This is a genomic window from Flavobacterium sp. TAB 87 (genome assembly GCF_001529295.1).
In the GTDB taxonomy this organism is placed as follows: domain Bacteria; phylum Bacteroidota; class Bacteroidia; order Flavobacteriales; family Flavobacteriaceae; genus Flavobacterium.
This window is the reverse complement of the sequence record NZ_LLWK01000038.1, coordinates 845,808-871,286: the sequence shown is the minus strand read 5'-3', so window position 1 is coordinate 871,286 and position 25,479 is coordinate 845,808. Positions and strand designations below refer to the sequence as shown.

The 25,479-nt window shown below is 34.8% G+C and carries 16 protein-coding genes; 6 read left to right on the top strand and 10 right to left on the bottom strand.

Annotation, left to right across the window (positions count from 1 at the left end; all coding sequences use genetic code 11):
- The first annotated feature begins 164 nt into the window (after window positions 1–164).
- Window positions 165–1,490 carry a pitrilysin family protein gene (locus tag AP058_RS15830; protein WP_066313090.1) on the top strand — a complete coding sequence of 442 codons (1,326 nt, stop codon included), beginning with the start codon at window positions 165–167 and terminating at the stop codon, window positions 1,488–1,490.
- Window positions 1,491–1,500: 10 nt separating this feature from the next.
- Window positions 1,501–3,549, top strand: a complete 2,049-nt coding sequence (locus tag AP058_RS15825; RefSeq protein ID WP_066313558.1) for a pitrilysin family protein — start codon at window positions 1,501–1,503, stop codon at window positions 3,547–3,549.
- 92 nt (window positions 3,550–3,641) lie between these two features.
- On the opposite strand, the gene AP058_RS15820 is transcribed toward AP058_RS15825, so the two are convergent.
- Entirely contained in the window at window positions 3,642–4,508 is an 867-nt protein-coding gene (locus tag AP058_RS15820) for a DMT family transporter (protein WP_066313088.1), read from the bottom strand.
- A 102-nt stretch (window positions 4,509–4,610) separates the two neighbouring features.
- Between AP058_RS15820 and AP058_RS15815 the strand changes: the two genes are divergently transcribed.
- The gene (locus tag AP058_RS15815) at window positions 4,611–4,988 is read left to right on the top strand and encodes a heavy-metal-associated domain-containing protein (protein WP_066313084.1); all 378 of its coding nucleotides are present in this window, start codon (window positions 4,611–4,613) and stop codon (window positions 4,986–4,988) included.
- Window positions 4,989–5,039: 51 nt separating this feature from the next.
- Here AP058_RS15815 and gldD read toward each other — a convergent pair whose 3' ends face one another.
- The 6 genes from gldD to mutY form a co-directional block, all read right to left on the bottom strand.
- Window positions 5,040–5,609 carry a gliding motility lipoprotein GldD gene (gene gldD / locus AP058_RS15810; RefSeq protein WP_157492748.1) on the bottom strand — a complete coding sequence of 190 codons (570 nt, stop codon included), beginning with the start codon at window positions 5,607–5,609 and terminating at the stop codon, window positions 5,040–5,042.
- Window positions 5,609–6,904, bottom strand: coding sequence for a gliding motility-associated protein GldE (locus AP058_RS15805; protein ID WP_066313081.1), 1,296 nt, complete (start codon window positions 6,902–6,904; stop codon window positions 5,609–5,611). Before AP058_RS15805 ends, gldD begins: the two co-directional genes overlap by 1 nt.
- Before the next feature lie 23 nt (window positions 6,905–6,927).
- A complete protein-coding gene (locus AP058_RS15800; protein WP_066313079.1) occupies window positions 6,928–7,368 on the bottom strand; it encodes a single-stranded DNA-binding protein in 441 nt (146 codons plus the stop codon).
- Between the two features lie 185 nt (window positions 7,369–7,553).
- The gene (locus tag AP058_RS15795; RefSeq protein WP_066313077.1) at window positions 7,554–10,208 is read right to left on the bottom strand and encodes a hypothetical protein; all 2,655 of its coding nucleotides are present in this window, start codon (window positions 10,206–10,208) and stop codon (window positions 7,554–7,556) included.
- A gap of 12 nt (window positions 10,209–10,220) precedes the next feature.
- A complete protein-coding gene (locus tag AP058_RS15790) occupies window positions 10,221–11,009 on the bottom strand; it encodes a GLPGLI family protein (protein ID WP_197413415.1) in 789 nt (262 codons plus the stop codon).
- 292 nt (window positions 11,010–11,301) lie between these two features.
- Window positions 11,302–12,342, bottom strand: a complete 1,041-nt coding sequence (gene mutY, locus AP058_RS15785) for an A/G-specific adenine glycosylase (RefSeq protein WP_066313070.1) — start codon at window positions 12,340–12,342, stop codon at window positions 11,302–11,304.
- 134 nt (window positions 12,343–12,476) lie between these two features.
- Between mutY and AP058_RS15780 the strand changes: the two genes are divergently transcribed.
- Window positions 12,477–12,767, top strand: coding sequence for an HU family DNA-binding protein (locus tag AP058_RS15780; protein WP_066313067.1), 291 nt, complete (start codon window positions 12,477–12,479; stop codon window positions 12,765–12,767).
- A 384-nt stretch (window positions 12,768–13,151) separates the two neighbouring features.
- Window positions 13,152–14,696, top strand: coding sequence for a ribonuclease E/G (locus AP058_RS15775; RefSeq protein ID WP_066313064.1), 1,545 nt, complete (start codon window positions 13,152–13,154; stop codon window positions 14,694–14,696).
- A 157-nt stretch (window positions 14,697–14,853) separates the two neighbouring features.
- Here AP058_RS15775 and pbpC read toward each other — a convergent pair whose 3' ends face one another.
- From pbpC to AP058_RS15760, 3 genes are all read right to left on the bottom strand, one after another.
- Entirely contained in the window at window positions 14,854–17,229 is a 2,376-nt protein-coding gene (gene pbpC / locus AP058_RS15770) for a penicillin-binding protein 1C (RefSeq protein WP_066313061.1), read from the bottom strand.
- 19 nt (window positions 17,230–17,248) lie between these two features.
- Entirely contained in the window at window positions 17,249–22,936 is a 5,688-nt protein-coding gene (locus AP058_RS15765) for an alpha-2-macroglobulin (RefSeq protein WP_066313058.1), read from the bottom strand.
- Between the two features lie 270 nt (window positions 22,937–23,206).
- Window positions 23,207–23,650, bottom strand: a complete 444-nt coding sequence (locus tag AP058_RS15760; protein ID WP_066313055.1) for a nucleoside deaminase — start codon at window positions 23,648–23,650, stop codon at window positions 23,207–23,209.
- A gap of 38 nt (window positions 23,651–23,688) precedes the next feature.
- Here AP058_RS15760 and AP058_RS15755 point away from each other — a divergent pair, with 38 nt between their 5' ends.
- Entirely contained in the window at window positions 23,689–25,467 is a 1,779-nt protein-coding gene (locus tag AP058_RS15755) for a 1-deoxy-D-xylulose-5-phosphate synthase (RefSeq protein WP_066313053.1), read from the top strand.
- Window positions 25,468–25,479 lie beyond the last annotated feature (12 nt).

Below are 25,479 nucleotides of genomic sequence, written 5' to 3'. Positions count from 1 at the left end.
TGAAAAACAGCTCATTACATTAAAACTGTTTTACGAAACACATGTTAAAAATATCGGAAAAAACACCGAAAAATTAAGTTTCAAAACAAAAAAAACTACTTTTGAGGTAACATTAAAGCACTATTAAGTACTAATTAAGTTAAAACTAATTTTATTAACCTTCTATGAAAAAAACAATAATGGTTTTAGGCGCATCACTTCTACTTGGCGGAATCGCTTCGGCTCAAAAGGTTGCTTTTGAGGAATATGATTTAGATAACGGAATGCATGTTATTTTGCACAACGATCCATCAGCTCCCGTAGTTATTACATCAGTTATGTATCATGTGGGATCTAAAGATGAAAATCCAGATCGCACTGGAGTGGCTCATTTTTTTGAACATTTATTATTCGAAGGAACCAAAAACATTCAAAGAGGAGAATGGTTTAAAATTGTAACTGCAAATGGCGGAGTTAACAATGCCAATACTTCAGACGACCGAACGTACTATTACGAAGTTTTTCCTTCTAACAACCTAGAGTTGGGATTATGGATGGAATCAGAACGTCTTTTACATCCTGTAATCAATCAAATTGGTGTCGATACCCAAAATGAAGTCGTTAAAGAAGAAAAAAGATCTCGATACGACAATAGACCGTATGGTAATATTTTTACTGTGGTCAAAGAAAAAATGTTCGAAGTACACCCGTACCGCTGGACCACTATTGGTTCGATGGAACATTTAGACGCTGCCACCTTGGAAGAGTTTAAAGCTTTTAATAAAAAATTTTATACTCCTAATAATGCGGTTTTAGTAATCGCTGGAGATTTTGACACTAAAAAAACTAAAGAATGGGTCAAAAAATACTTTGGCGTAATTCCGCGTGGCGAAAACATAGTTAAGAAAACATACGAAGAAAAGCCAATTACCGAAACTATTACAGCTACATACGAAGATCCAAACATACAGCTTCCGATGTTAGTGACTGCTTACCGTACCCCTTCTATGAAAACAAGAGATGCTAGAGTTCTAGATCTTATCTCTTCGTATTTAAGTGATGGAAAAAGCTCTAAATTGTACAAAAAAATTGTAGATCAAGAGAAAAAAGCGTTACAAATTGGAGCTTTCGGGTACAATCAAGAAGATTATAGTATGTATATTTTGTACGGAATTCCGATGGGAAAGACGACTTCAAAAGAACTCTTGAGCGAAATTGACGGCGAGATTGCAAAAATTCAAACGGATTTAATTTCTGAAAAAGATTTTCAAAAATTACAAAATAAATTCGACAACAATTACGTAAACGCCAATTCTAGTGTGGAAGGAATTGCAGAAAACTTAGCGAGTTATTACCTTTTGTACGGTGACGTTAATTTGATCAATACCGAAATTGACATGATTCATTCGATTACGAGAGAGGAAATAAGAGAAGTAGCCCAAAAATACTTGAATCCAAATCAACGATTGGTTTTAGATTATGTACCAGCAACAGCAAAAACACAAAACTAAGCTTCGAAACATGAAAAAAATAACACTATTAATATTAGCACTGACTATTACAGGAATGATGCAAGCACAAGACAGAACACAACCTAAACCAGGACCTTCGCCAAAAGTAAATATCAAAAAACCAGAAAGTTTTACGATGGCAAATGGCATGAAAGTCATGGTTGTTGAAAATCACAAATTACCGCGAGTAACTTTTAATTTAACGATTGACAATCCTCCTTTTGTAGAAGGAAATAAAAAAGGAGTTGCCGAATTAACGAGCGCCATGATTGGCGACGGAACTCAAAAAACTGACAAAGACACTTTTAACGAAGAGATCGACTTTTTAGGAGCAAGTATCAACTTTAATTCGCAAGGAGCCAATGCCAATGCTTTATCAAAATACAGTAAAAGGGTTTTAGAGCTACTTGCTGAAGGTACTTTACAACCAAAATTCACTCAAGAAGAATTTGATAAAGAAAAAAATAAAATTATCGAAAGCTTAAAAGCCGACGAGAAAAGTGTTCCAGCAATCTCCAATAGAGTAACCGATGCATTGGCTTACGGCTTACATCATCCGTTTGGCGAATTTATTTCTGCAGCAACGATTAACAATGTTACTCTTGCTGATGTTCAAAATAATTACGCGACTTATTTTGCTCCAGAAAACGCTTATTTAATTATAGTTGGAGATGTAAAATATAAAGATGTAAAGGTTGAAGTAGAAAAACTTTTTGGCACTTGGAAAAAATCAACTATTCCAACTCAAACTTATGCAAGTCCAGCAAATGTTGAAAAACTAGAAATTAACTTTGTAGATGTTCCTAACGCGGTTCAATCTGAAATTGCTGTAGTGAACACGGTTAAATTAAAAATGAACGATCCTGACTTTTTTGCAATTGTAATTGCGAATCAAATTTTAGGAGGAGATTTTAATAGTTACTTAAATATGAACTTGAGAGAAGCCAACGCGTGGACTTATGGCGCAAGTTCTTCTATTGGAAGTAGCAAATACGATTCAAAATTCATCGCAAAGTCGGCTGTTAGAAACGCAGTAACGGATAGCGCTGTCGTTGAATTCATGAAGGAAATTAAAAAAATTAGAACAGAGAAAGTTGACGAAACCAATCTTAAAAATGTAAAAGCAGGTTATATCGGTCGATTTGTAATGCAAGTTGAAAAGCCACAAACAGTTGCCCGTTATGCCTTGAACATTGAAACAGAAGATTTACCAGCAGATTTCTACGAGAAATACATTCAGACCATCAATGCCGTTACAGCCGATGATATTTTGCGCGTTGCCAACAAATACTTTTTGATGGACAATATGCGTATTGTTATTGCTGGAAAAGGAAGTGAGGTTTTACCAGGTTTAGAAAAACTAAACATCCCGATTAAATATTACGACAAATATGCAAATCCTACCGAAAAGAAGGTAGCTACTAAAGAAGTACCCCAAGGAGTAACAGCTAAAAGTATTTTTGAAAAATACATTAATGCTATTGGTGGCGAAAAAAACATTGCAAAAGTAAAAACGATTGCGATGTTTGGAACAACTACTATTCCGCAAGCGCCATCTCCATTAGATTTTACCTCAAAAATTGACGCAAAAGGAAAATCGATGGTAGAATTGAATATGGGAACAATGAACGTGATGAAGCAAGTGGTGAATGAAAAAGAAGCGTACGTGATGCAACAAGGACAGCGCATGAATTTTGAAGGTGCGGTTTTAAAAGACATGCAAAATAGTGCTAAGCCTTTTGAAGAGTTAAATCTTGCTAAAAGAACAGACTTAAAAGTAGACCGAATAGAAGCAGTTAACAATGCTGATGCTTACGTAATACAGAACGGAAAGTCAACTTATTTTTACAGCACTACAACTGGTTTAAAAGTTGCTGAAACAAAATTGATTGACCAAGGTGGAAAAGAAGTTCCCGTAACCACCAATTTTGGTGATTACAAAGAAGTCAAAGGCGTTAAATTACCTTTTAATATGATTCAGAATGTTGGTTTTGAATTAGACATTAAAATGAAAGAAGTAAAAGTAAATGAAGATGTGGCGGATGCCGATTTTAAATAAACATGTGCAATGGTACAAAAAAAGCTGTCTTCTGACAGCTTTTTTTATTTCGTATTGTTTCTGAAAATGATTGAAAAGATCCTAACGCACAATTATTTTCGTGCAGACAAAAACACACCAACTAAAACGACAAGAGCACCAAGCAATTGGTATGGCGACAATAATTCTCCATCAAAGAATCCCCAAAAACAAGCAACAATTGGGATAAGATAGGTTACTGAAGTAGCAAAAACCGGTGATGACATTTGTATCAATTTAAAAAAGATAATGTTCGCAATTCCTGTTCCCACAATACCAAGTATTAAAATAAAAAACAACGAATGTTGCACTTCTGCCACGTCAACAACTTCGCTGAAATTTGTGGTTAAAAGAACAATAGAAGCTGGCACTACCAAAATTGTAAAATTTCCAGTTGTGATGCTCAATGAATTCAAATCAGATAAGTATTTCTTAATTAAATTTACATTTAACGCATAGCAAAAACAGGCAATTAACACCAATAAAGCGTAGTAGTAATTTTGGTCAGGATGATTCATTGCTCCGCTAAAAACTAATAAACCACTACCAATTAAGCCAATAAAAACGCCTATTATTTGTCGTCGTTGTGCCATTATTCCAAACACTAATACGCCAAGCACTAAAGTAATAAGTGGCGTAAGCGAATTTAAAATTCCTGTAGTCGAACTATCGATCTCTGTTTCGGCAATCGCAAAAAGATAAGCTGGCAAAAAAGTACCTAGCACAGAAGTAATAGCAATATATTTCCACTGTATGCGTTGAATTTTAGCTAAACTTCTAAATCCAATTAAAAGCAAAAATAAAGCTGCAAAAATAATTCGTAGTGAACCAACTTGCAACGCCGACAAACCAACTAACCCTTTTTTAATTAATATAAAGGAGCTTCCCCAAATTAAGGAAAGTATAAAAAGATAGACCCATTTTAATTGTTTCGCATTCATCCTATTTAATTTGCTGCAAAAGTGTAATAATTTTTGTGATTTAGCTCTAATTTTTGCATATTTTTGCTAGTGAGTAACATCAAAAATCAAACGAAGTACATCATGAAAAACAGGAAATCCTTTTTAGTTTTAGCAGCAATATTTTTATTTGTTTATTGGATACAAACAGATGATTGCGAAAAAGCAATTAACAGCCAACAAGCTTCAGAAATAGCAACAATTAAAAAAGCAGTAGCTCCCGAAAACTTACAAACTGCTAGTTTTGAAATCGAAGGAATGACTTGCGCTGTGGGTTGTGCCAGAACTATAGAAAAAGAATTAGTTGCAATGGAAGGAATTCAAGAAGCGACAGTTGATTTTGATACCAAAACCGCTACCGTAAGTTTTGATAAAAATCTTCAAAACCCAGAAACCTTAACCAAAGCAGTTCAAGCAAGCGCAGATGGAAAAACGTATAAAGTTTCAAACTTAAAATCGTAATTTGAGTTACTCTATTATATAAAAATATCCGCTGAATGCGGATATCTTTTTTTACTTCCACTTTAAAGTTTCCATTAAACGCTTCATGTCGTTTTGAATGTAACTTGCTGCAGGCATGATTGAATCGAAATTGGGCTTTGCGTAAAAATAAACCGAACCTGTTATAAAATGTTTGGTACTATCAGTTACGTAAAATTGCGAATTGGTAGCCGCATTTCCATCCACTTGGTAAAACATACCATACACTTTTTTACTTGGATTAAGATAAGGTTGCTCTAAAATATCATCTGCTTTTATCACGTGCTCAAAGGTAAGCTTTTGAGCATCGCGAAGTAGTTTGTCTATATTTCCAGAAACGGGCTTATACGTTAGATAAATAGTCGCCTTCATCTTTGGATACGTAATTGCAAAACCACAATCTTTTTCACCCTTAATAATAGCATCGTTATTCATTTCAAAACTAAAGGGACATTGATTTTCAAACGAAACGTATTTGGCAACAGGATAATCCAGTCGCAAATAACTTGCTGGTTTTGGCAAAACATCATCTTTGCAACTAGAAACAGTGGTTACTAATCCCAAAAAAGCAAGAATCAAAAAGCTGTTTTTAATCAATTTCATTAGTCAATCGTTACTTTAATTTGTTTTACTCTTTTTTTATCTACTGTTTCTATCGTAAAGAGACAGTTCTCGTAGGCGATTTTTTGACCTTTCTTCGGAAAATTTCCAATAATTTCTAAAATAAAACCAGCCAAAGTTTCGGCTTCGCCTTTTTTATCCTCAAAAATATCTTCGTTTACATCTATAATTCGATAAAAATCTTTTAGGTTTATTTTTCCTTCAAATAAAAAGTTTTTCTCATCAATCTGTGAAAAGTTAATGCTTTCATCGTCAAATTCATCGCTAATATCACCAACAATTTCTTCTATAACATCTTCTAAAGAAACTAAGCCTGAGGTTCCTCCGTATTCATCAACTACAATTGCCAAGTGACTTTTCATGCTCTGAAAATCTTTAAGCAAATTGTCCAATTTTTTATTTTCAGGAACAAAAAAGGGAGGTCGAATTAAAGTTTGCCATTCAAAATCTTTTTTATCAATATGTGGCAATAAATCTTTGACAAACAATACGCCTTCAATTTGATCGATATTATCTTTATAAACTGGAATACGCGAATAGCTTTTATCAATAATTTTATGATAAATCTCCCCAAAAGTTTCTTCGATATCCAACGCAAAAATATCAATTCGCGGACTCATTACTTGTTTGGTATCTGTATTTCCAAAAGAGACAATTCCTTCTAAAATCTTTTGTTCTTCGGTTGATGTTTCATCAGAATCAGTTAATTCTAAAGCTTGAGACAATTGATCGATCGAAAAATTAGATTTCTGTTTCCCCAGTTTGTTGTGCAAATAAATGGTCGTCCAACGCATTGGAATACTTAAAGGCGACAAAATTTTATCCAAAAAAGCCATTGGGTAAGCGACTTGTTTCGCAAATTTAATATTATTACGACTTGCGTATACTTTTGGTAAAACCTCGCCAAACAACAAGATTAAAAAAGTAACTAAAATTACTTCTAATATAAATTTAAGAATTGGCGACTCGATGGCGCTAAAGATATTTTTTCCCACAAAAGAGAACAAAATCACAATTGCAATATTGATAAAATTGTTGGAAACTAAAAGAGTAGCGAGTAATTTTTTGGGTTTTTCTAAAAGATTGGCAATAATTTTTCCTTTAGATTGATTTTCTTGTGTTGCTTCCTCGATATCTTTCTGCGAAAGCGAAAAAAGCGCGACTTCGGCACCAGAAACCAAAGCCGAAAAAAATAGTAAAATAACTATTCCGACAAATCCAATGACAATAATAGGATCTACAATTGTTGCAAGGTACAAACTGGGCTCTGGGTCCAAATTAAAAAAGATTAGTTAAACAATTAAAATGGCAAATCGTTAATAGGCAAACCATTATTTGAAGCGTCAAAGTTAGTGTTTTTTGGCAATTCTGTAACTTGATTTTGCTTATTGCTTTCATTCTCTTTTTTGGTAGACAAAAAAGTAAATTCTGTAACCTGAATTTCAACCGTATTTCTAGTCACACCATCTTCACCTTGCCACTGACGCGATTTAATTCGACCTTCGACATAAATTTTATCTCCTTTAGACAAATATTTTTCACAAATTTCGGCAGCCTTATTGCGAACCACCAAATTGTGCCACTCGGTCGACGTTATCTTTTCGCTAGTTGATTTATTAATATACACTTCATTGGTTGCCAACTGAAACCGTCCAATGCAATTGCCTCCTTCAAAATAATGCATTTTTATATCCTCGCCTAAATGGCCTATCAACATTACTTTGTTTAACGTTCCGCTCATGGTATTTAAGGTGTTTTACCAAAGATACATTTTTTTAAAAACAATAGTAAAGCGTTTCCAAAAAATTATGAATGACAATGGGGAACGGAATTTTTTTTAAAATTTTTAAAATAAAGGAGCAAATATTGAAGTGAAAATGTATTGCTAGTAGAGTACACGGGTGTAGTTTTCTTCTCTTTTGAAAATTAAAATGAATACGAAAAACCCGTGGTAACAAATCCTGCCAGAGAACTGTACTGTTGTGCTTCAAAATAAAAATCACTATTATTAACTCGTAAGCGGGTATTATTATCTCTAATATTTAATATGTTCACGCCTCTTAACATAAATTTCCAATCTTTAATTGAATAAGTAATGCTTGGATTCAATTCAAAAACATCTTTCTGCTTTGAATTAGCGGAATCAAAGTGAATAATTTTACTTTCTAAATCCCAATTTAATTTATCTTTAAAAACCACACCATTAAACCCGAATAAAGCAGATACTGTGTTTAGTTGACTTTTTTCTTTATTAGAATCATTTACGGAAGAATTTACAAGGTATTCTAAACCTAAACTGACATTAAAATCATTGGATTTAAAATAAGACAAAAGAGTAACATCCAGTTTAGTTTGATTCGTACCAAAAGTTGTCGCGTTAGAATTAATGAAGGATTCTCGTTTCGAAAAAGATTGCAACGTTTCCAATTTAGCCGACCAAGGAATGCTTTTTAATTTTTTTTCGATTGTGAAAAACAAATATTTTGAATTATCCAAATCGATATAATCATACTCTCTAATGCTTATGTTTTCAGAATTAAAAGTGTTAAAACCAACATCTGTTACTTTATCCGTATAAACCAAACCAAAAAACGACCTTAAGCCAGTGCGTGAACTAGAAAACGAACCGTTTAATGTAATTGTGTTTTTAGGTAAAATCGAATTATAAAAAACATTCTTACTTCTAAAAACCGTTCTATAGTCCTCTATCAGCATACCTGTTATAACTTTATCTATAGTCACGTTTGAAAAATCTCTTTTATAGTTTAAATTAATATTTATTTCATTTGAAACTTCATAAGAAAAATTAGCAGATGGCAAAAATACCAAGTTATCGGCTCTTTTAGAATTGTGTTCAAACTGAACATACTCTAAGCGAGCACCTAGAGCATAATTAAATTTATAAATTTTCTTTTTACTAAAATTAACGCCCAAATAATTGTTGGTTCTTACCAAATTTAGCTCAGTACTAAATTGCGGATTCAAGTCATCTAAAAAATTATTAAAAGAATCGTTTTTAAGTGAAGAACCAGCATTTAAAAATAAAGTTCCAAATTGATTCTTTATTCGCAACTTAGAGTTCACTCCTAAAGAATTATTGTACCCATCAGTTCTTTGATTGATTAAGAAATCTTCATTAAATTTTAAATTAAAAAAAGGCTGATTAGCAGTAATATTTAAATGTTTGGTAAAACTCGTGAAGTCGGTAAACAAATTATACTCGAAAAGAAATTTGTCATTCAATTTAATTTTGTGCGAAAAAAATTGACCAACACCCGTATCAACGTTATTTTTACTATCATCAAAATTGGCCTGGTTAGTAGCTAACATCGTACGAACAAGATTAATTCGCTTATTCGCGCTGTAATTTACAGCTAAGACGTAATTAAAATAATTATTTTCATTTGGCTTATACTCATAACTGATTTTATTTGTACTAAAGAGGGATTTACCAGCAATACTTGAATTTTTATCAATTATAATATCAGTAGCAGAAAAAAAGTTTTGCTTGGCTTGCAGAAACTCCGATTGCTTAATATAATTTAACATTGAAGAATACTTGACCTTGCTCGTTTTAGAAATTTTGTCACTAAAATTGACAGAGTAAAACCGAATTTCTTTAGCATTAACATTATCAGTAGCAAACAAAAAAGAAGGCACGTCTTCGTCAACAGTTATAGAACTGGTTGAGTTCTCACTAGACAACTCATTTTGAATCCCTTTTTTAAGCTCTAAGTAGTCAGTTACTGTAAAAGCCGGATTGTTTGTGTTATTGACATCTGTAATAACATTCACCTTTATTTTACCACCAAAATTATAGATAGTGTTGTGCTGTCTGTAACTTTTCTTATAACCATATTCTTGGCTAACATCACCTTTAATAGTGTTTTTATACTGATTCTTTAGAGAAAGGTTTAGTGCTGTTCGCTTATTATTGTCAAATCCTGTAATAGAAGATAAATTTTTAAAATTCTTAAGGATTTCAATCTTTTCAATCATTTCCGATTTAAGATTTTCTGTAGCTAGTTGATGTTGAGTTCCAAAAAACTCATCGCCATCAATCAACACATCATCAATTTTTTTTCCTTGATATCTTATCTTACCATTTTTATCGATACTGAGTCCAGGTAATTTCTTTATTACATCTTTTAGTTTCTGCTCGGATCCATTGAGCAATCTTTTGAGATTAAAAGTTATTGTATCGTTCTTTTCATTAACATCACGAAAATCAGCTTTGATCACAACCTCTTTCATGGCTACAACCTCATTTTTTAAAATAATGTTTTTCTCAATAATTGAACGATTGCCATCAGTGCTAAATTCAAAAATAACTGGCTTATATCCCAAAAAACTTGCCTTGAGTAGAAAAATTTTAGTTTCAGCATCAGGACAAACCAATTCAAATTGTCCCAAATTATTGGACTGTTTGAAATCAATAAGTACATTATCCAGTTTATTATACAATCGTACATTTACAAGTGACACTGGATTTTGCAATGAATCTTTTATTGTTCCTTTAATAGTGGTTTGACTTTGAATTTGGAGAAATGAAAAAATAAAAAAAAACAATATGATTCGCATAAATGGTATAGCCTATTTTATAATAATCGTAGATCTGGTAGTGGTTGTATTTCCATTTACTGTAGTTGTAGAACTCGATTCCAATTTACTTACTTTCTCTTTTACGAAACGCTCTACTTCCGCCATGGTAACGGTTTCTTTTGGTGTTTCGGGTTTTACTATTATTATTGGATTTTCATCAATTTTCACACTAGTGGCTACAAACTCAATTCCTCCTGTGCTTAGATATAATATGAGCCCCGGAAGTCCATCAAATTTTTCCGGACCTGCACTTATCGCAATATCTTCAGTAAACCAAGCTGTAAAAAAATAACCAAACGCATCAGATGTAGCTTTTTTACAAGTGAAACCATTCATTTCTTTAGTTTCATTGGTGATTTGCCAATTCCAATTTAGTAAATGATCTTTACCAAAGAAATCTTTATTGCCATTAAAAAACCTAAAGAGTAGTTCATTACCAGCTATATCTTTATAGTAGTATTTCTCCTTTGTTTTGTCTGTTATTCTATAAGTAGCAGTATTTTTATAAACTCCCCCTCCATCATTTGTTTCATTCGCAATTTCATTTACTGAATTTTCGGTATTTTTCGTTTCGGAACTATTTTCATAAAGCGAAATTCCATTCTGATATTTTAAAGTATAATTATACGATGCTAAAATATGCTTTCTAGCAAATTCGGGTGTAGCTTCCAGCTTTTCTTTACTGATAATGCTTTTTTCCGAATAATTCACTGTAACTGCTTGAGCAGTTCCGATGATCGTAAACATTAGAAGAAAAAACAACATAAAATAATTTCTCATAGTTTTAATTTTTACAATGTTCATACTAGAAAAGCATCTTCGTGCCTGTGTTAAGAAGGTACACTTCCGCCTTATACCATTATTAAACACGGTTAAACCTAATTTTCAAAAGTCGAACACAATCAAATAAATTATTCTCTTTTTACTTTTAAAAATGAGTAGACACCTTAAGATTTTAGTACGACAAAGCTTATTAGTTTGTATAGCAACGCGAAACTAGTTGAAAAAAAGATAAAAATCTTACAAATTAACTACAAAAAATAATTCTTCACCTAAAAACAGTTTGCCTAAGCTATACGAAAAGCCTTTCTAAAAAATTATGAATGACAATCGGGAACGGAAATTTTTTAGCTTCTGCGATCGAAATTCCATTTTCAATTGATTGATCAACGCGAATCTTCCAGAATTTAATATTAAGATGCTGATGTGATAATTTATGCATAATCGCTTTAGTATTTAATTCTTCTATACCTGCAATAGTATAATGACTAAAGAATTCATTTGTAAGCACTGTAGCTACAAACTCAAATTCCTTTTCCTCCTCAGTTTCCAAAAGCGGAAACTCGTATAAATTGTGCCAAATGCCTTTGGCTGTTCTTTGTTGCAAAATCGTATTGCCAAGCGTATCTTCTAAAATAAAATAATTAAAGAACCGATTGGTCACTTTCACCTTCTTTAATTTTACAGGAAGCACACCCACTTTATTTTTTTGCAAAGCCAAACAGCTCGAGTTAAAAACACAAATGGAACAATTTGGACTTTTAGGTACACATTGCAACGCACCAAACTCCATTATCGCCTGATTAAAAATTGCGGGATTATCTTTGGGCATCAATTCAAAAGCCAATGCGGCAAATTCCTTTTTAGCACCAGCATTGGCAATATCGGTTTCTATATCAAAATAACGCGATAAAACCCGGAACACGTTTCCGTCAACCACAGGAACAACTTCATTATAGGCGAAAGAAGCAACGGCTGCCGCCGTGTACTCTCCTACTCCCTTCAATTGCAAGAGTTCTTTATAAGTTGCCGGAAAAACTCCATTTAACTCGGTTGCTATATATTTTGCGGTGTAATGCAAATTGCGCGCTCTAGAATAATAACCTAAGCCTTGCCACAACTTAAGTACTTGCTGCTCCTCTGCAGCAGCCAAGTCAAAAATGGTTGGGAAAGCGGTTGTAAATGACATGAAATAAGGCATTCCTTGCGCTACACGCGTTTGCTGCAACATAATTTCGGAGAGCCAAATAGGATAAGGATTGGTTGTATTTCGCCATGGCAAATCACGTTTGTTTTGTAAATACCACTTTATAAGCAATTTAGAAAAATTCATTATTAATTATTAGACCACAAAAGTAAAAGTTTATGTTATTAAAATTTAACGATTTAGCTTGAATTATTGTTTTTTTAATTGTTATATTTGCACACTCAAAAAAAATAGTACACCATTTATAAATACGAAAGAAAATGACGAAAGCAGATATCGTAGCGAAAATTTCAGAGAGATTAGGACTTGAAAAAGGAGATGTTCAAGCAACAGTTGAAACATTTATGGAAGAGGTTAAATCTTCTTTAGAAACTGGAGACAATGTTTATTTAAGAGGCTTCGGTAGTTTCATCGTAAAAACAAGAGCTGAAAAAACAGGAAGAAATATTTCTAAAAATACCACGATCAAAATCCCTGCTCACAACATTCCTGCGTTTAAACCTGCAAAAGTTTTTGTAGAAGGAGTAAAAATAAATAACGAAGCAAAATAACACTATTAATTAATCATAAAATCGATACGATATGCCAAGTGGTAAAAAAAGAAAGAGACATAAGGTAGCTACGCACAAAAGAAAGAAAAGAGCGAGAGCTAACCGTCACAAAAAGAAAAAGTAGTTTTAAACTACTTTTTTCTTTTTAAACGTTCATTGAAATCGAAAGTTAGTATTCGCCCGTCAGTAATAAGTCTTCAGTTCGCTGATCACTTTAAACTGTTTGTTGCAAGCTAATTTTCCCCGGGTTCAATACCTGTTAAAATATTGTTTAATCCATCCTTACAATTCAGTCACGAGTTATAAGTTAGGAGTTATGAGTTGTAAAACTGAAAACTAAAACCTAAAACTGAAAACTAAAAAGTTCGGATAAAAATTTACAGTGTGAATAAAGAATTAATCATTAGATCTAGTTCTGAAGCCGTAGATTTTGCCTTATTAAAAGATGGAAAACTAATTGAATTACACAAGGAAGAAGAGAAAAGCAACTTTCAAGTTGGTGATATTTTTATCGCCAAAATACGAAAACCAGTTGCCGGACTTAATGCTGCTTTTGTAAATGTAGGCTTTGAAAAAGATGCCTTTTTACATTATCACGATCTAGGTCCTAACTTAGCTTCCCAACTGAAATTCATAAAACTTGTAAGCGCAGGTAAATTAAAAGATTTCTCCCTAAAAGCTTTTCAGTTTGAAAAAGAGATTGACAAAGACGGTATCATTACTGATATCTTAAGTGCCAATCAATCTGTTTTAGTTCAAGTAGTTAAAGAACCAATATCAACCAAAGGACCAAGAATTAGCGCTGAGCTTTCTCTTGCCGGACGTTTTATTGTTCTAGTTCCTTTTTCCGACCGTGTTTCTATTTCACAAAAAATAGAAGACAAAAAAGAGAAGGATCGACTTAAAAAACTTGTTCTATCAGTCAAACCAAAAGGTTTTGGTGTTATTGTTCGCACAGTAGCCGAAGGCAAAAGTACAGTAGAATTAGAAAAAGATTTGCAGAACCTGCTAGGCAGATGGACTGCAATGTGTAAAAAATTACCAACTGCTCATCATCCATCCAAAGTATTAGGAGAACTCAATAGAGCGTCTTCGATATTAAGAGATGTTTTCAACGATACCTTCAGTGGTATTCAGATAGATGACGAAGAGTTGTACCATCAAACGAAGGAATATTTGCAAGAAATTGCACCTTCCAAACAATCGATTGTAAAGTTTTATCAATCAAACGACACTCCAATTTTCGAGAAATACAACATTGAGAGACAAATCAAAACTTCATTTGGCCGTACGGTTTCTATGAGTAAAGGAGCTTATTTGATCATCGAACATACCGAAGCCTTGCACGTCATTGACGTCAACAGTGGTAACCGATCAAACAAAGCCACCAACCAAGAAGACACAGCTCTTGAAGTAAATATGATTGCAGCTGCCGAAATTGCCAGACAATTGCGTTTGCGTGATATGGGCGGAATCATAGTGATTGATTTTATCGATATGTCTAATCCAGAAAACAGGAAAGTTCTGTTCGACTTCTTGCGAGAAGAAATGAGCGACGATAAAGCCAAGCATAAAATCTTGCCTCCTAGTAAATTTGGACTTGTTCAAATTACTCGACAGAGAGTAAGACCCGAAGTAAACATTAAAACTAGAGAAGAAGATCCAAACAATGAAAATGGTGAAATTGAAGCACCAATTCAAATCATTGATAAAATCGCTCTTGATCTAGAACGAATTTTAAAAATCCACAAAAACGTCGTACTTAATGTACACCCGTTTGTGGCTGCATACCTCAGTCAAGGTTTTCCATCATTGCGTTCAAAATGGTTTTTTGAATACAAAAAATGGGTAAAAATCATACCACGTGACGCTTACACGTACTTAGAATATCATTTCTACGACAAACAAGGAAATGTTATCAAAGAATAAATAATAAAACCGCCTCTCGAAAGATTGGCGGTTTTTTTGTGTCTTTTTTGAAAATTTGAAGGAGCTATTTCCTGCTATTCGCTGTATCTTTTTCGCCTTAAAGAAAGGCAAAAAAGGATGCCGCTTCTATCAGGGCTAGAATTTAGTGCTAAAAAGATTATTCACTAACCACCTCAACTTTTCGGCTAATTTCATTTCCCAGTTCGTCCACTACAGTAATGTAATGAAACCCAGCACTCATCAAAATTGGCTTTTCGTGAAAAACGGAAGTTGCGCCTTTATACACCTGATCTACATACCAAAATAATTGTTTCTCTCGATCAGAATAAGCAACTTTAAAAATTACTGGTTGCACCTCGCTACTAAAATTCTTTGTTAGGTATATTTTACTACCCGATTTTGGATAAATAAAGTCCATAGCACCGGTTTGTGTTCCAATACAATCGTCTTTAAAAGGCGGCAAAGGCACATATTCAATATGTTTACTTTTGTAATACCAAGCCATAACGGGCGGCAAGATAAACCAGTTCTTCACTATCATATTTTCGACACTTTCGCAACTACTATTAACCTGAAACTGCTGCGCTTTATCTAAATGGATCATTTTATGATACGGACAAACTGCAGTCGATTTTCCCTTTTTCGAAACCCATTGTTTGATTTTGGGACATCCGTCTTTCGCCAAATAACCACTTAATTTGCAAACTTCTACTTCAGCTAAATCTTTGTAAGGTGTTTCAAACCATCTTTGTCTTGGCAGCAAATTAAATACATCAAACAAAATAGGCGCTGCACTAGTGACTCCTGTTAAAGTTGGTCGTCCTTCGCCAGTTGCATTTCCGACCCAGACACCCACTACATATCTCGAATTGGTTCCTATGGCCCATGCGTCTCTGTTTCCAAAACTGGTTCCTGTTTTCCAAGCAATTTTTAAAGAGCTGTCATAAAATTTCCAAGACTCATCACCTTCTGGTCTATTTACTTCCTCCATGGCATTATAAGTCATCCAAATTGATCCGGCTCCCACAATATTCTTTTGACTCGATTCTTCTCCAAAATCGGTCTTAAAAGCAGTATTGTAATTTAGTTCCGCAAATTCATGCGTACGATACTTTCCATCATTTTTAGTAAAATAATTTAACGTCGACGACAAGCCTGCGTACGATCGGCATAAATCCCATAAATTACTTTCGGCGCCACCTAAAATAAGTGACAATCCATAATGATCCGCCGATTTATTGATATTACGCAACTTGAATTTCTGCAACTCTTCATAAAACTTATGTACGCCAAAATCTTGCAACATTAAGACAGACGGAATATTTAATGAACGAGACAATGCCCGATGCGCAGGAACCGCTCCATCGAAAGTTAAATTGTAATTCTGTGGTGTATAACCCGCTATTTGAGTAGGAACATCGGCAATTAAAGTGTTTGGCAAAATCTCGCCATCATCGAGCATCGCAGCATACAATAAAGGTTTTAAAATACTTCCTGTGCTTCTGGCTGCCTCAATAATATCTACATCTTTTTGATGATCACGATCTGTTGGAGCATTGCCCACATAACTTATAATATCTCTATTTTGAACATCAATCACTAATATCGCCAAATTATGAACCTCATTTTGCTGGTATTGATTGTAGTAATACTTAGCAATTTGATTGACTCTGTTTTGTAACTCAAAATTGACTGTAGTTTCTACTCGTGTTCCTTTTGCATTTTTTGCCACACGTTCTAATAAGTGTGGTGCAATCTGAGGCAAATCAAAAGGTTTTTGCGGCAAAGGTTCCTCTATAGCCAATTCATACGTTTGCTCATCAATAATACTTTCGCTTTTTAACTTCAGTAAAAGTCTATTGCGTTTTGCTACTAGTGTAATTTGATTTTTACCTGGATAAATTAAACTTGGTGCATTTGGTAAAACCGCTAAAGTTGCGCTTTCAGCCCAAGACAACTGGTTCGATTGAACACCAAAATAACGCCATGCAGCCATTTCTAAGCCGACCACATTACCTCCAAAAGGAGCATGAGCCGCATACAATTCGAGGATGTTATTTTTAGAATAACCCAATTCCAATCGAGTGGCCAGAATAAGTTCTATAACTTTTTCAAAATAAGATCTTCGTTTGCCTTTTCTAGACAATCGAATCACCTGCTGCGTTAACGTACTCCCCCCACGAACCACTTTGCCTGCTTTGCTGTTTTGTTGCATCGCATTGACCATTGCCACGGGATTAAACCCAGGATGTGTATAGAAATACTCATCCTCAAAATAAACGATACATTGTTTAAACTTATCTGGAACGCTATCGTGTGCCGGAAAACGCCATTGGCCGTCTCCAGCAATCTTAGCGCCAAGCAATTCTCCTTCTCTACTTTCAATTACTGTAGAATAGGGCTCCTTAAACAAGGTTGATGGTAGCGAGAAATAATAAATCACTAACAGCACAAATACTATTAGTGATTTTATCTTATTTCTTTGTACCCAATTGATCAATCGCTGTAAAAACGTTTTTAGGTGGTTTTTCAAAATCTATAATTCAAAACTATTACTTTACTACTTCAACCCAAAATCCTTTTGTTCTGGCCAAAAACGTATGATCGTACATTGCTTCACATTGCAATCCAGGCATATAATAATTCCCTAAATACGAAGCATTGAGCAATATCGTAAAGGTTTTAGCCTCGCCTGCTTTTAATCCGAAGTAAAAATTAGTTCGATCATCACGAATATCGATATAATCTGCCGTATTGTTCGTTGCTTCACCATAGTCGGTAAAGCGAGTGTTTACAATTTCAAAACCAGAAGGTAAAATTTGGGTTAGAGCTACATTTTCTAAACGCTCATTACTTTGATTTCTCACTTTAACTTCAGCAATAAACTCGGTCCCTTGTGCAATTTTAGAAACATCAATAACGCTGCCTTTTCTGTTTTTGAAAACAATTGCTGCAGCAAGATTACTCTGAATTACATTTTCTTGACCAATCGGTAAAATACCCGTATTTAACACTCGTACGTAAATAGTGTTCTTTTTGTTGTTTTTTAAAGTCAGACTGTTGGCACCATATTTCACCGCCAAGGTACGGTCCGCCATTGATTTTCCTGTTTTTATAGTTTGCGCTTTACCCTCTTTACTAAATTGCAAATCGATTCCTTTAGGTCCATTATTCAGTGCAAATTTTGACATTGCATATAGCGAATACGCAGTAGTTTGCGTACTCATCCACTGATCACTTGCCATGCTCTTAGCTAGTTTTGTCGCCATTTCAAACGCTTTTTGTTTGAGATCTAACAATAGTAAAGTTTCTAACGCCATCGCTCTGTTTCGATCACTTGAGCCGTAATAGTAATGTTGATAACTACTTGAATCATCATCAATTTTACTACTTAAAAGTAACGATGTCGCTGCACTTTTTTGTCCTGCTAAAACATAGGCCGCTGCCAATCGTAATTTTGTTTCGTTTGAAATTCCTTTTGTTTCTCGCAATCTGTTCATCGAAGACAAATCAGAAGAACCTGCTAAGGCCATCGTGTATAATCTGTAGGCTTGCGCTAAATCATTTCCATATCGAGGCTCAAAACGCCATTTTTTAGCTTCTTTCTTCTGATAGGAAAGCCATTTTGATTTGAAATTAATTGGCAAAACATATCCTTTTTTTTCTGCTTCAATTAAAAAATGTCCAGCGTAAGAAGTTCCCCAATCGTCTGCAATCGCATTTCCTTGCCAGTACGGCAATCCGCCGTTTGCTAATTGAAAACTTCCTAATCTTGTAATTCCAGCCGTTACATTTTTCTGAATCAATTGTTGGCGATTCGCATCGATATCGGCTACGTCATTTAAAAACAATTGCGGAAAAACAGCTGAAGTCGTTTGCTCTACACAGCCGTGCGGATACTGAATCAAAAATTGTAATCTGCCATTTAAATTAATAGTCGGCATAGAAGACACTTCTAATTTTGCTTTGTTACTTCCTGCTACACCAAAGGTTTTCCAAGAAATTGTTTTTGTGCTATTCGGTTCTAAAATCACATCGGTGTAGGTATTCGTTACCGGATTTGGATTCGTCATATCAATCTCTACGTCATACGATGATTTCTCAGCTCCTGAAGTCGCAATAATCTGCACTTTCGCAATTCCTGTCAAACTTCCTACGGCAAGATTAAAATAAGCCATTTTTTCATCAGGCTGTTCGAAACTTACATTTTGAACTGCACTTCCAACCACGCGTAATCCATTACTGGTTTTAATCTGAACTTTTACATTTTTAATGTTTTTTTCTGTCGCAAAAACCGTTACCGGAATCGTTACTTTCTCTGACGGAGAAATTTTTCGCGGTAAAGTAGCCAAAACCATTAATGGACTGCGAACGGCGGTCGCTTTTTCTATACTTCCATAAGCACTAGTTGTCGCATCACCAGCCACAACCATTGTTCGTACCGAACCAATATATTTTGGCAAAGTAACTTGATGCGTTCTAGCTTGTCCTTTCTCTAATTTAAATGGACCTAAATAAATAACAACAGGCTTAAATCGGTTGGCTTTTTTCGCCTTTCCTCCGCCTAAGTCCTGATCTCCACCGATACTAAAAATTTGATTTACTTTTCCGCCATAAGCGCCAATAACATCATCATAGACGTCCCAAGTCTTTACACCCAAAGCTTCGCGAATATAAAAGGCATCCCAAGCATTTGGCGTTTTAAAACGCGTTAAATCTAGCAAACCTTCATCCACAACAGCAATAGTATAGGTCATTTCTTTACCCGATTTTTCACTCACTTTTATTGGGAATGATTGTTCTGGTCTCAAGACATCTGCCATTATAACTTGTGGTTCAAGTTTAGTGTTTTTATCCACCACACCAATTGGCACAATTCCATACATACGAATTGGGGAATCATTTTTTGTAGTGGCGTGTGGCTGTAATAAGGTAATATTAAAATAAACATTGGGAGCCATTGCAGCCGTTATTGGCACTTTGACTTTTGTTTCCCCTTTTTGCGTTTGTACCCAAAGCGTTTGCACCACTTTTGATCCGTTTTCAATAGAGACTAAAGCTCTACCACCTTCACTAGAAGGGAAAGAAATCAATGCATTTTCTCCCACCGCATAGTCTTTTTTATCCGTAGAAAAAACAAGCATATTAGCAGATGAAGCATCGTTATTTCTAGTCTTTCCTGACCAAATTGGCCAGTCAATATTTACGGTCAGCGCCGTCGCATGACCATTGATTTTATCTGAAACTCGAATTAAGTAGCGACCCCATTCTTCATCACTCAATGCAAATTGCACACTTCCTTTTCCGCTGGCATTAGTACTTATGGTAAATGTTTTATACGAAGTTGTTGCTTCCGATGAATTATAATTTGATAAATTATCGTTGGCAGCATCCCACCACCAACGCCATTCAACTTTATATACTTTAACTTCAAGATTACGTACTGCTTTTGGTCGCCCGTTTTCATCGACTGTCACAACATCAAATCGATTGTTGGTTCGAGTTTCTAACATTCCGTATTTATTTAATTCAGGAGATTTTACACCAACATAGGTTTTATAAGGAGAATAGGTGGTAGCCATGGCATCCATACTAAAATCCCCACCTTCTTCATATACTTTTGTAATAAACGAAGCGCGCAGCATTCCAGGTGCTTGCCCTTGCAATTTCGGATTGATAGACACCGAAGCTTTTCCTTCGTGATCTAATTTGCCAGAAAAAATATTTACTTCTTCAGTGCTAAACTTACGCACTAAATCATCAAAATTGTACTTTTCATATCCTTTAAAAGTAGTTTGTTGTTGCGAGAATTTAGCTTGCATTTCTACATTCAAATTCTTTGCAATAGCACCATGCAACCAGGTCACTTCTAAATTGCTTGAATTTGGATACGACGAGGACAATACGCCTCTTTGAAACGTATTTTTAATTTTTAACCGATTGGATTTAATCGTTTCAATTTTAATATTCTTATAATACTTCGCGCCACCAACACTTACCATTGCCTCCCAACTTCCTGTTGGCGCATCTTGATCTGTTGGCACAACAAACGCATAGTGATTTAGTGCATTGGTTCTTTGTACAGTTTGGTAAGCGACTTTCCCATTGGGGTCGGTTAGTCTAAATTTTATTGGATGTGCATTGGGTAGTTTATTCGAAGCATCATTTAAAATAAACGATAAATAGAGATTATCGCCGGGACGCCAAACGCCACGTTCTCCATAAATAAATCCTTTCAATCCCTTTTGAAGTGTTTCACCAGCCACGTCAAAATTACTTACAGATAATGAATTTCCATCATCCAATTTAACGTAAGTAGATTGTTCTCCTAAAGTAACAATGGCAAAATAGGCAAATTTATCAAGCTGAAAGGAAACAAGTCCATCACTATCTGTTGTTGCTGTAGTTATTTTTTGTTGTTGATACGTATACAAATCAACTGTTGCTTTTGAAACAGGCTCCGTTGTAAGAATATTATTTACCGCAAATAAATACGATTTGTTTTCGCCTCTTTTTGCGATAACACCTAAATCTGATGCCAAAATATTAGTCGCAATTCGGGCATTGTAAAAATACGATCCACTGCAAGCATCTTCACTTTCTCTCCAGCTATAATCGTCGTAATAATAATAATCATCGTACGAATTATCACTATAATTAGCATCGTTTTCATCTACTTCATCCTCGTCTTCGTTTTCTTCTGAATCTTTTTCGGAAGAGTCACATTTATATATGGAATATTTCTTTTTATACGAAAACTCTACTCTGTAAATTGCACCCGGTTCTGGCTTAATAATGGTAGACAAATCGAGCGCAAAAGTGTTCCACTTATGCAAATTAACTAAACTATTTTCTTTGAGATTTATAGTTGTTTTTGCCACGGGTTGTGATACGCGCTTTAAGTTTTGCGAACCATTTAATTGATTGTCTTGCAAAAACTGCAAAATATTATTTTTATAAATCTTGTAGACTTTTACATCAACTTTACCCAAATTTGCAGTCTCGAAATTCAGTTTTAAGTTATTAGAACTTGGCAAGATTGTCCCATTTTTCACAAAGCGGACATTCGGTTTTATCTGGTCAAAAGATATTTTCTGTGAGTAACTTTCGTTCATTTTCTTGCCGTATTGACTTTCAATTCCTTGAAAGACTTCCAGCAACAATTCGCCTGTAATATTTTCTTCTGCACTACTTTCTTCAACTACTTCTTCGGCAACTGGTTCTTCAGCTACTTCTGCGACAGCAATCGCAACGCTGTCAACAACGACAGCAGTCGAGTCTGATTCTACTGTTTCTATTGGATCAGCAACAACCACTTCATGCACTATCCTTGAAGTCGCTTTTTCATTAGAAATATAAACTTTTAAAAGATTTCCTTGAGTCGAAAATTTTAAATTGTTTGTATTTTCAATCGCAACCAAACCTTTAAAATCTTGGCCTTTTTCAAGCGGTTCCGAAAAATTAATTAAAACCGACTGTGTGTCTTCATCTGGTACTACAACATTAACAACTTTGAACTCATTGATTCCTGAAATCGGAAAAGTAATCGTCCCTTTCTGATCAATATCAAACTTACTACCATCATAAGCGATTTCGAGTTCACTTGGTTCTGCAAAACGCTGGATATTATCAATTGTAAATTTAAACTCCTTACCCGATTTCGTAGAAGTATCAAATTTAATTTTAAGATCGTTTCCTTTCTGACTCGCTAAAACTAATTTTTGAGCAGTCTCTAAATCAATATCATCTGCCGTTTTCAACACGCAATTTAAATACTGAAATTCTTTGCTGTGCGACTGAATGTCTGCCGGATTAATTACAAAATCTTGCTTGATTGTTTTAACCGTAAAATTAAATTTAGACAGTGTTTTTTCTTCTTCCTTCGGAAGTACAATTAATTTATCTAACCTTAGAGTAACCTGATATTCTGTCCCTGATTTTAATTTCTTTTCCGGAATAAACGCGATGGTATTACTAGACAGAGCTACAACTTTTCCGTCAACGCTTGGCGAAATATCAAATAAATTATTGTCTAAAACTTCGTTTATTTTCCACTCTTTTTTGTCAAAAGCTAAAACGACGCGAATGTCCGACTGAGAAGGAACAATGCCTCCTGTAAAGCTAGAAATATACGGTCTGAATAAGGAGAAATCAGAATTAAAATCAAGACCCGATTTTTTACCGCACGCCTGAAAAATGAAGAAAATGACGAATATGTAAACTAATTTTTTTGCTTTCAATTTAAGTAGGATTAATTATTAAAAATAACAGAACAGCATACACTTCTATTTAATGCTGTTCAAATTAAAGAAATGTAAAACTAGGTAATTTTTGTTATTTTTAAGAAGAAAATTCGCTTAGATCAGTAATCCTATAAAATGAGATGGCAAATAAAGTAGATCGATAGCACTACAAAAAGTGTAAACGATCGATTTTAAGTAGTAATAATTTTGATACAACGGTTATCGTGTAAGAATAACAAATTGATTAATCAGACAAATGGATTTCACTTATTTTCTTCTTTCTACGAAAAAGCGCTTCATTAGATCGGCAGCTTCAGTCGCCATAATACCCGAAACTACCGTTGTCTTAGGATGCAATTTGGTTCCCATTGTGATAAAACCTCGTTGTTCGTCACGGGCACCATAAACAATTTTAGAAATCTGACTCCAATACAAAGCGCCCGCACACATTTGGCAAGGTTCTAAAGTCACATATAGGGTACAATCTTTTAAATATTTGCCTCCCAAAAAATTTGCTGCTGCAGTGATGGACTGCATTTCGGCATGGGCTGTCACATCGTTTAACATTTCGGTCGCATTATGACCTCGTGCAATAACTTTATCTGCAATGACGATGACAGCTCCAACAGGAATTTCGCCTCTATCAAAAGCTATCTCAGCTTCCTGCAAAGCTTTTTTCATAAAATATTCGTCGGTGAAAGGATTTATCATAGCTACAAAAATAAGAATTCAATTTGTACATTTGTGAGATGTCAACACAATTACTTTCTAACATCAATAGTCCTGCAGATTTACGTCAACTTGATGAGGCACAGCTTCCACAATTAGCACAAGAATTACGCAATTTCATTATTGATATCGTATCGGTAAAGGAAGGACATTTGGGAGCAAGTCTTGGCGTCATTGAACTTACTATTGCATTGCATTACGTTTTTAATACTCCCGAAGATTTATTGGTTTGGGATGTAGGCCATCAAGCATACGGGCATAAAATTTTAACGGAAAGAAAGAACATTTTTAATACCAATCGACAACTTGGAGGCATTTCGGGTTTTCCAAAACGCAGCGAAAGTGTTTACGACACTTTTGGGGTTGGACATTCGTCTACAGCGATATCTGCCGCTTTGGGAATGGCTTTAGCGTCCAACCTAAAAAAGGATGTCGAAAAACACCACATTGCAGTTGTTGGCGACGCATCCATAGCCTCGGGAATGGCGTTTGAAGGATTAAACCACGCAGGCGTGACAGATGCCAATTTATTAGTAATTTTAAACGACAATGCCATCGGAATCGATCCAAGCGTTGGTGCTTTAAAAAATTATTTGACAGCAGTTAAAAATGGTAAAAATCCGAAGCAAAACAACATGATCAAATCGTTGAATTTTGATTATTCGGGGCCAATTGATGGACATGATATTTTTGCTGTGATTAGAGAATTGCAAAGATTAAAGAAAATCAAAGGTCCAAAATTTCTTCATTTAATTACTACCAAAGGGAAAGGCTTGCAAAAAGCAGAAGAAAATCAGGTAAAATACCACGCACCAGGAAAGTTTGATGCAGCAACTGGTGAATTAACTTTAAAATCAGAAGAAAACCTTCCTCCTAAATATCAAGATGTTTTTGGACTGACCATTTTAGATTTAGCTAAAAAGAACGAAAAAATTATCGGTATTACACCTGCAATGCCCTCAGGAAGTTCTTTGAAGTTTATGATGGACGAAATTCCAGAACGCGCTTTTGATGTAGGCATAGCAGAACAGCACGCCGTAACTTTGGCTGCAGGCATGGCAACGCAAGGCATGGTTGTGTATTGCAACATTTACTCCACTTTTTTGCAACGTGCTTACGACCAAATTATTCACGATGTTGCTTTGCAGCATTTACCGGTTATTTTTTGTTTGGACAGAGCGGGATTGGTTGGCGAAGATGGCGCCACGCATCACGGCGTTTTTGACATCGCTTATTTGCGATGTATTCCTAACCTCATGATTTACGCTCCTCGAAATGAAATCGATTTACAAAATATATTGCACACCGCACAATTAGGATTAGACGCACCAATTGCCATCCGCTATCCACGAGGTAGAGGTCAATTTAGCAATTGGAAAACTGATTATTTTGCAAAGTACCAACAAATAAAACTTGGCAAAGCGTATTGCTTACAGCAAGGAACTCAGACCGCCATTTTATCTACAGGAACTATCGGTAATAATGTGACGCAAGCACTACACCAGAGTCAAAATAAAAATATTTCGCATTATGACTTTCCATTTGTAAAGCCTTTAGATGTAAAATTACTACAAGAAATATTTTTAAAATATAAAACCATATTAACCATAGAAGATGGTACGGTTATTGGTGGCTTTGGATCGTCGATTGCAGAAATTGCAGCGCAGTTAAATTTTGTAGGAAACCTAGATGTTTTAGGAGTTCCCGATGAATTTATCACACATGGTACGGTATCAGAATTGCAACAAATTTGTAAAATTGACGTTAAAAGTTTAGTAAAACGTTTTGCAGCTGACTAAAAATAATTATTT

What these genes read in the sequence shown, in the direction of transcription:
- AP058_RS15830 (WP_066313090.1), top strand. Translation starts at nt 165, where the DNA reads ATGAAAAAAACAATAATGGTTTTAGGCGCATCACTTCTACTTGGCGGA.
- AP058_RS15825 (WP_066313558.1), top strand. Translation starts at nt 1,501, where the DNA reads ATGAAAAAAATAACACTATTAATATTAGCACTGACTATTACAGGAATG.
- AP058_RS15820 (WP_066313088.1), bottom strand. Translation starts at nt 4,508, where the DNA reads ATGAATGCGAAACAATTAAAATGGGTCTATCTTTTTATACTTTCCTTA.
- AP058_RS15815 (WP_066313084.1), top strand. Translation starts at nt 4,611, where the DNA reads ATGAAAAACAGGAAATCCTTTTTAGTTTTAGCAGCAATATTTTTATTT.
- gldD (WP_157492748.1), bottom strand. Translation starts at nt 5,609, where the DNA reads ATGAAATTGATTAAAAACAGCTTTTTGATTCTTGCTTTTTTGGGATTA.
- AP058_RS15800 (WP_066313079.1), bottom strand. Translation starts at nt 7,368, where the DNA reads ATGAGCGGAACGTTAAACAAAGTAATGTTGATAGGCCATTTAGGCGAG.
- AP058_RS15795 (WP_066313077.1), bottom strand. Translation starts at nt 10,208, where the DNA reads ATGCGAATCATATTGTTTTTTTTTATTTTTTCATTTCTCCAAATTCAA.
- AP058_RS15790 (WP_197413415.1), bottom strand. Translation starts at nt 11,009, where the DNA reads ATGAGAAATTATTTTATGTTGTTTTTTCTTCTAATGTTTACGATCATC.
- mutY (WP_066313070.1), bottom strand. Translation starts at nt 12,342, where the DNA reads ATGAATTTTTCTAAATTGCTTATAAAGTGGTATTTACAAAACAAACGT.
- AP058_RS15780 (WP_066313067.1), top strand. Translation starts at nt 12,477, where the DNA reads ATGACGAAAGCAGATATCGTAGCGAAAATTTCAGAGAGATTAGGACTT.
- AP058_RS15760 (WP_066313055.1), bottom strand. Translation starts at nt 23,650, where the DNA reads ATGATAAATCCTTTCACCGACGAATATTTTATGAAAAAAGCTTTGCAG.
- AP058_RS15755 (WP_066313053.1), top strand. Translation starts at nt 23,689, where the DNA reads ATGTCAACACAATTACTTTCTAACATCAATAGTCCTGCAGATTTACGT.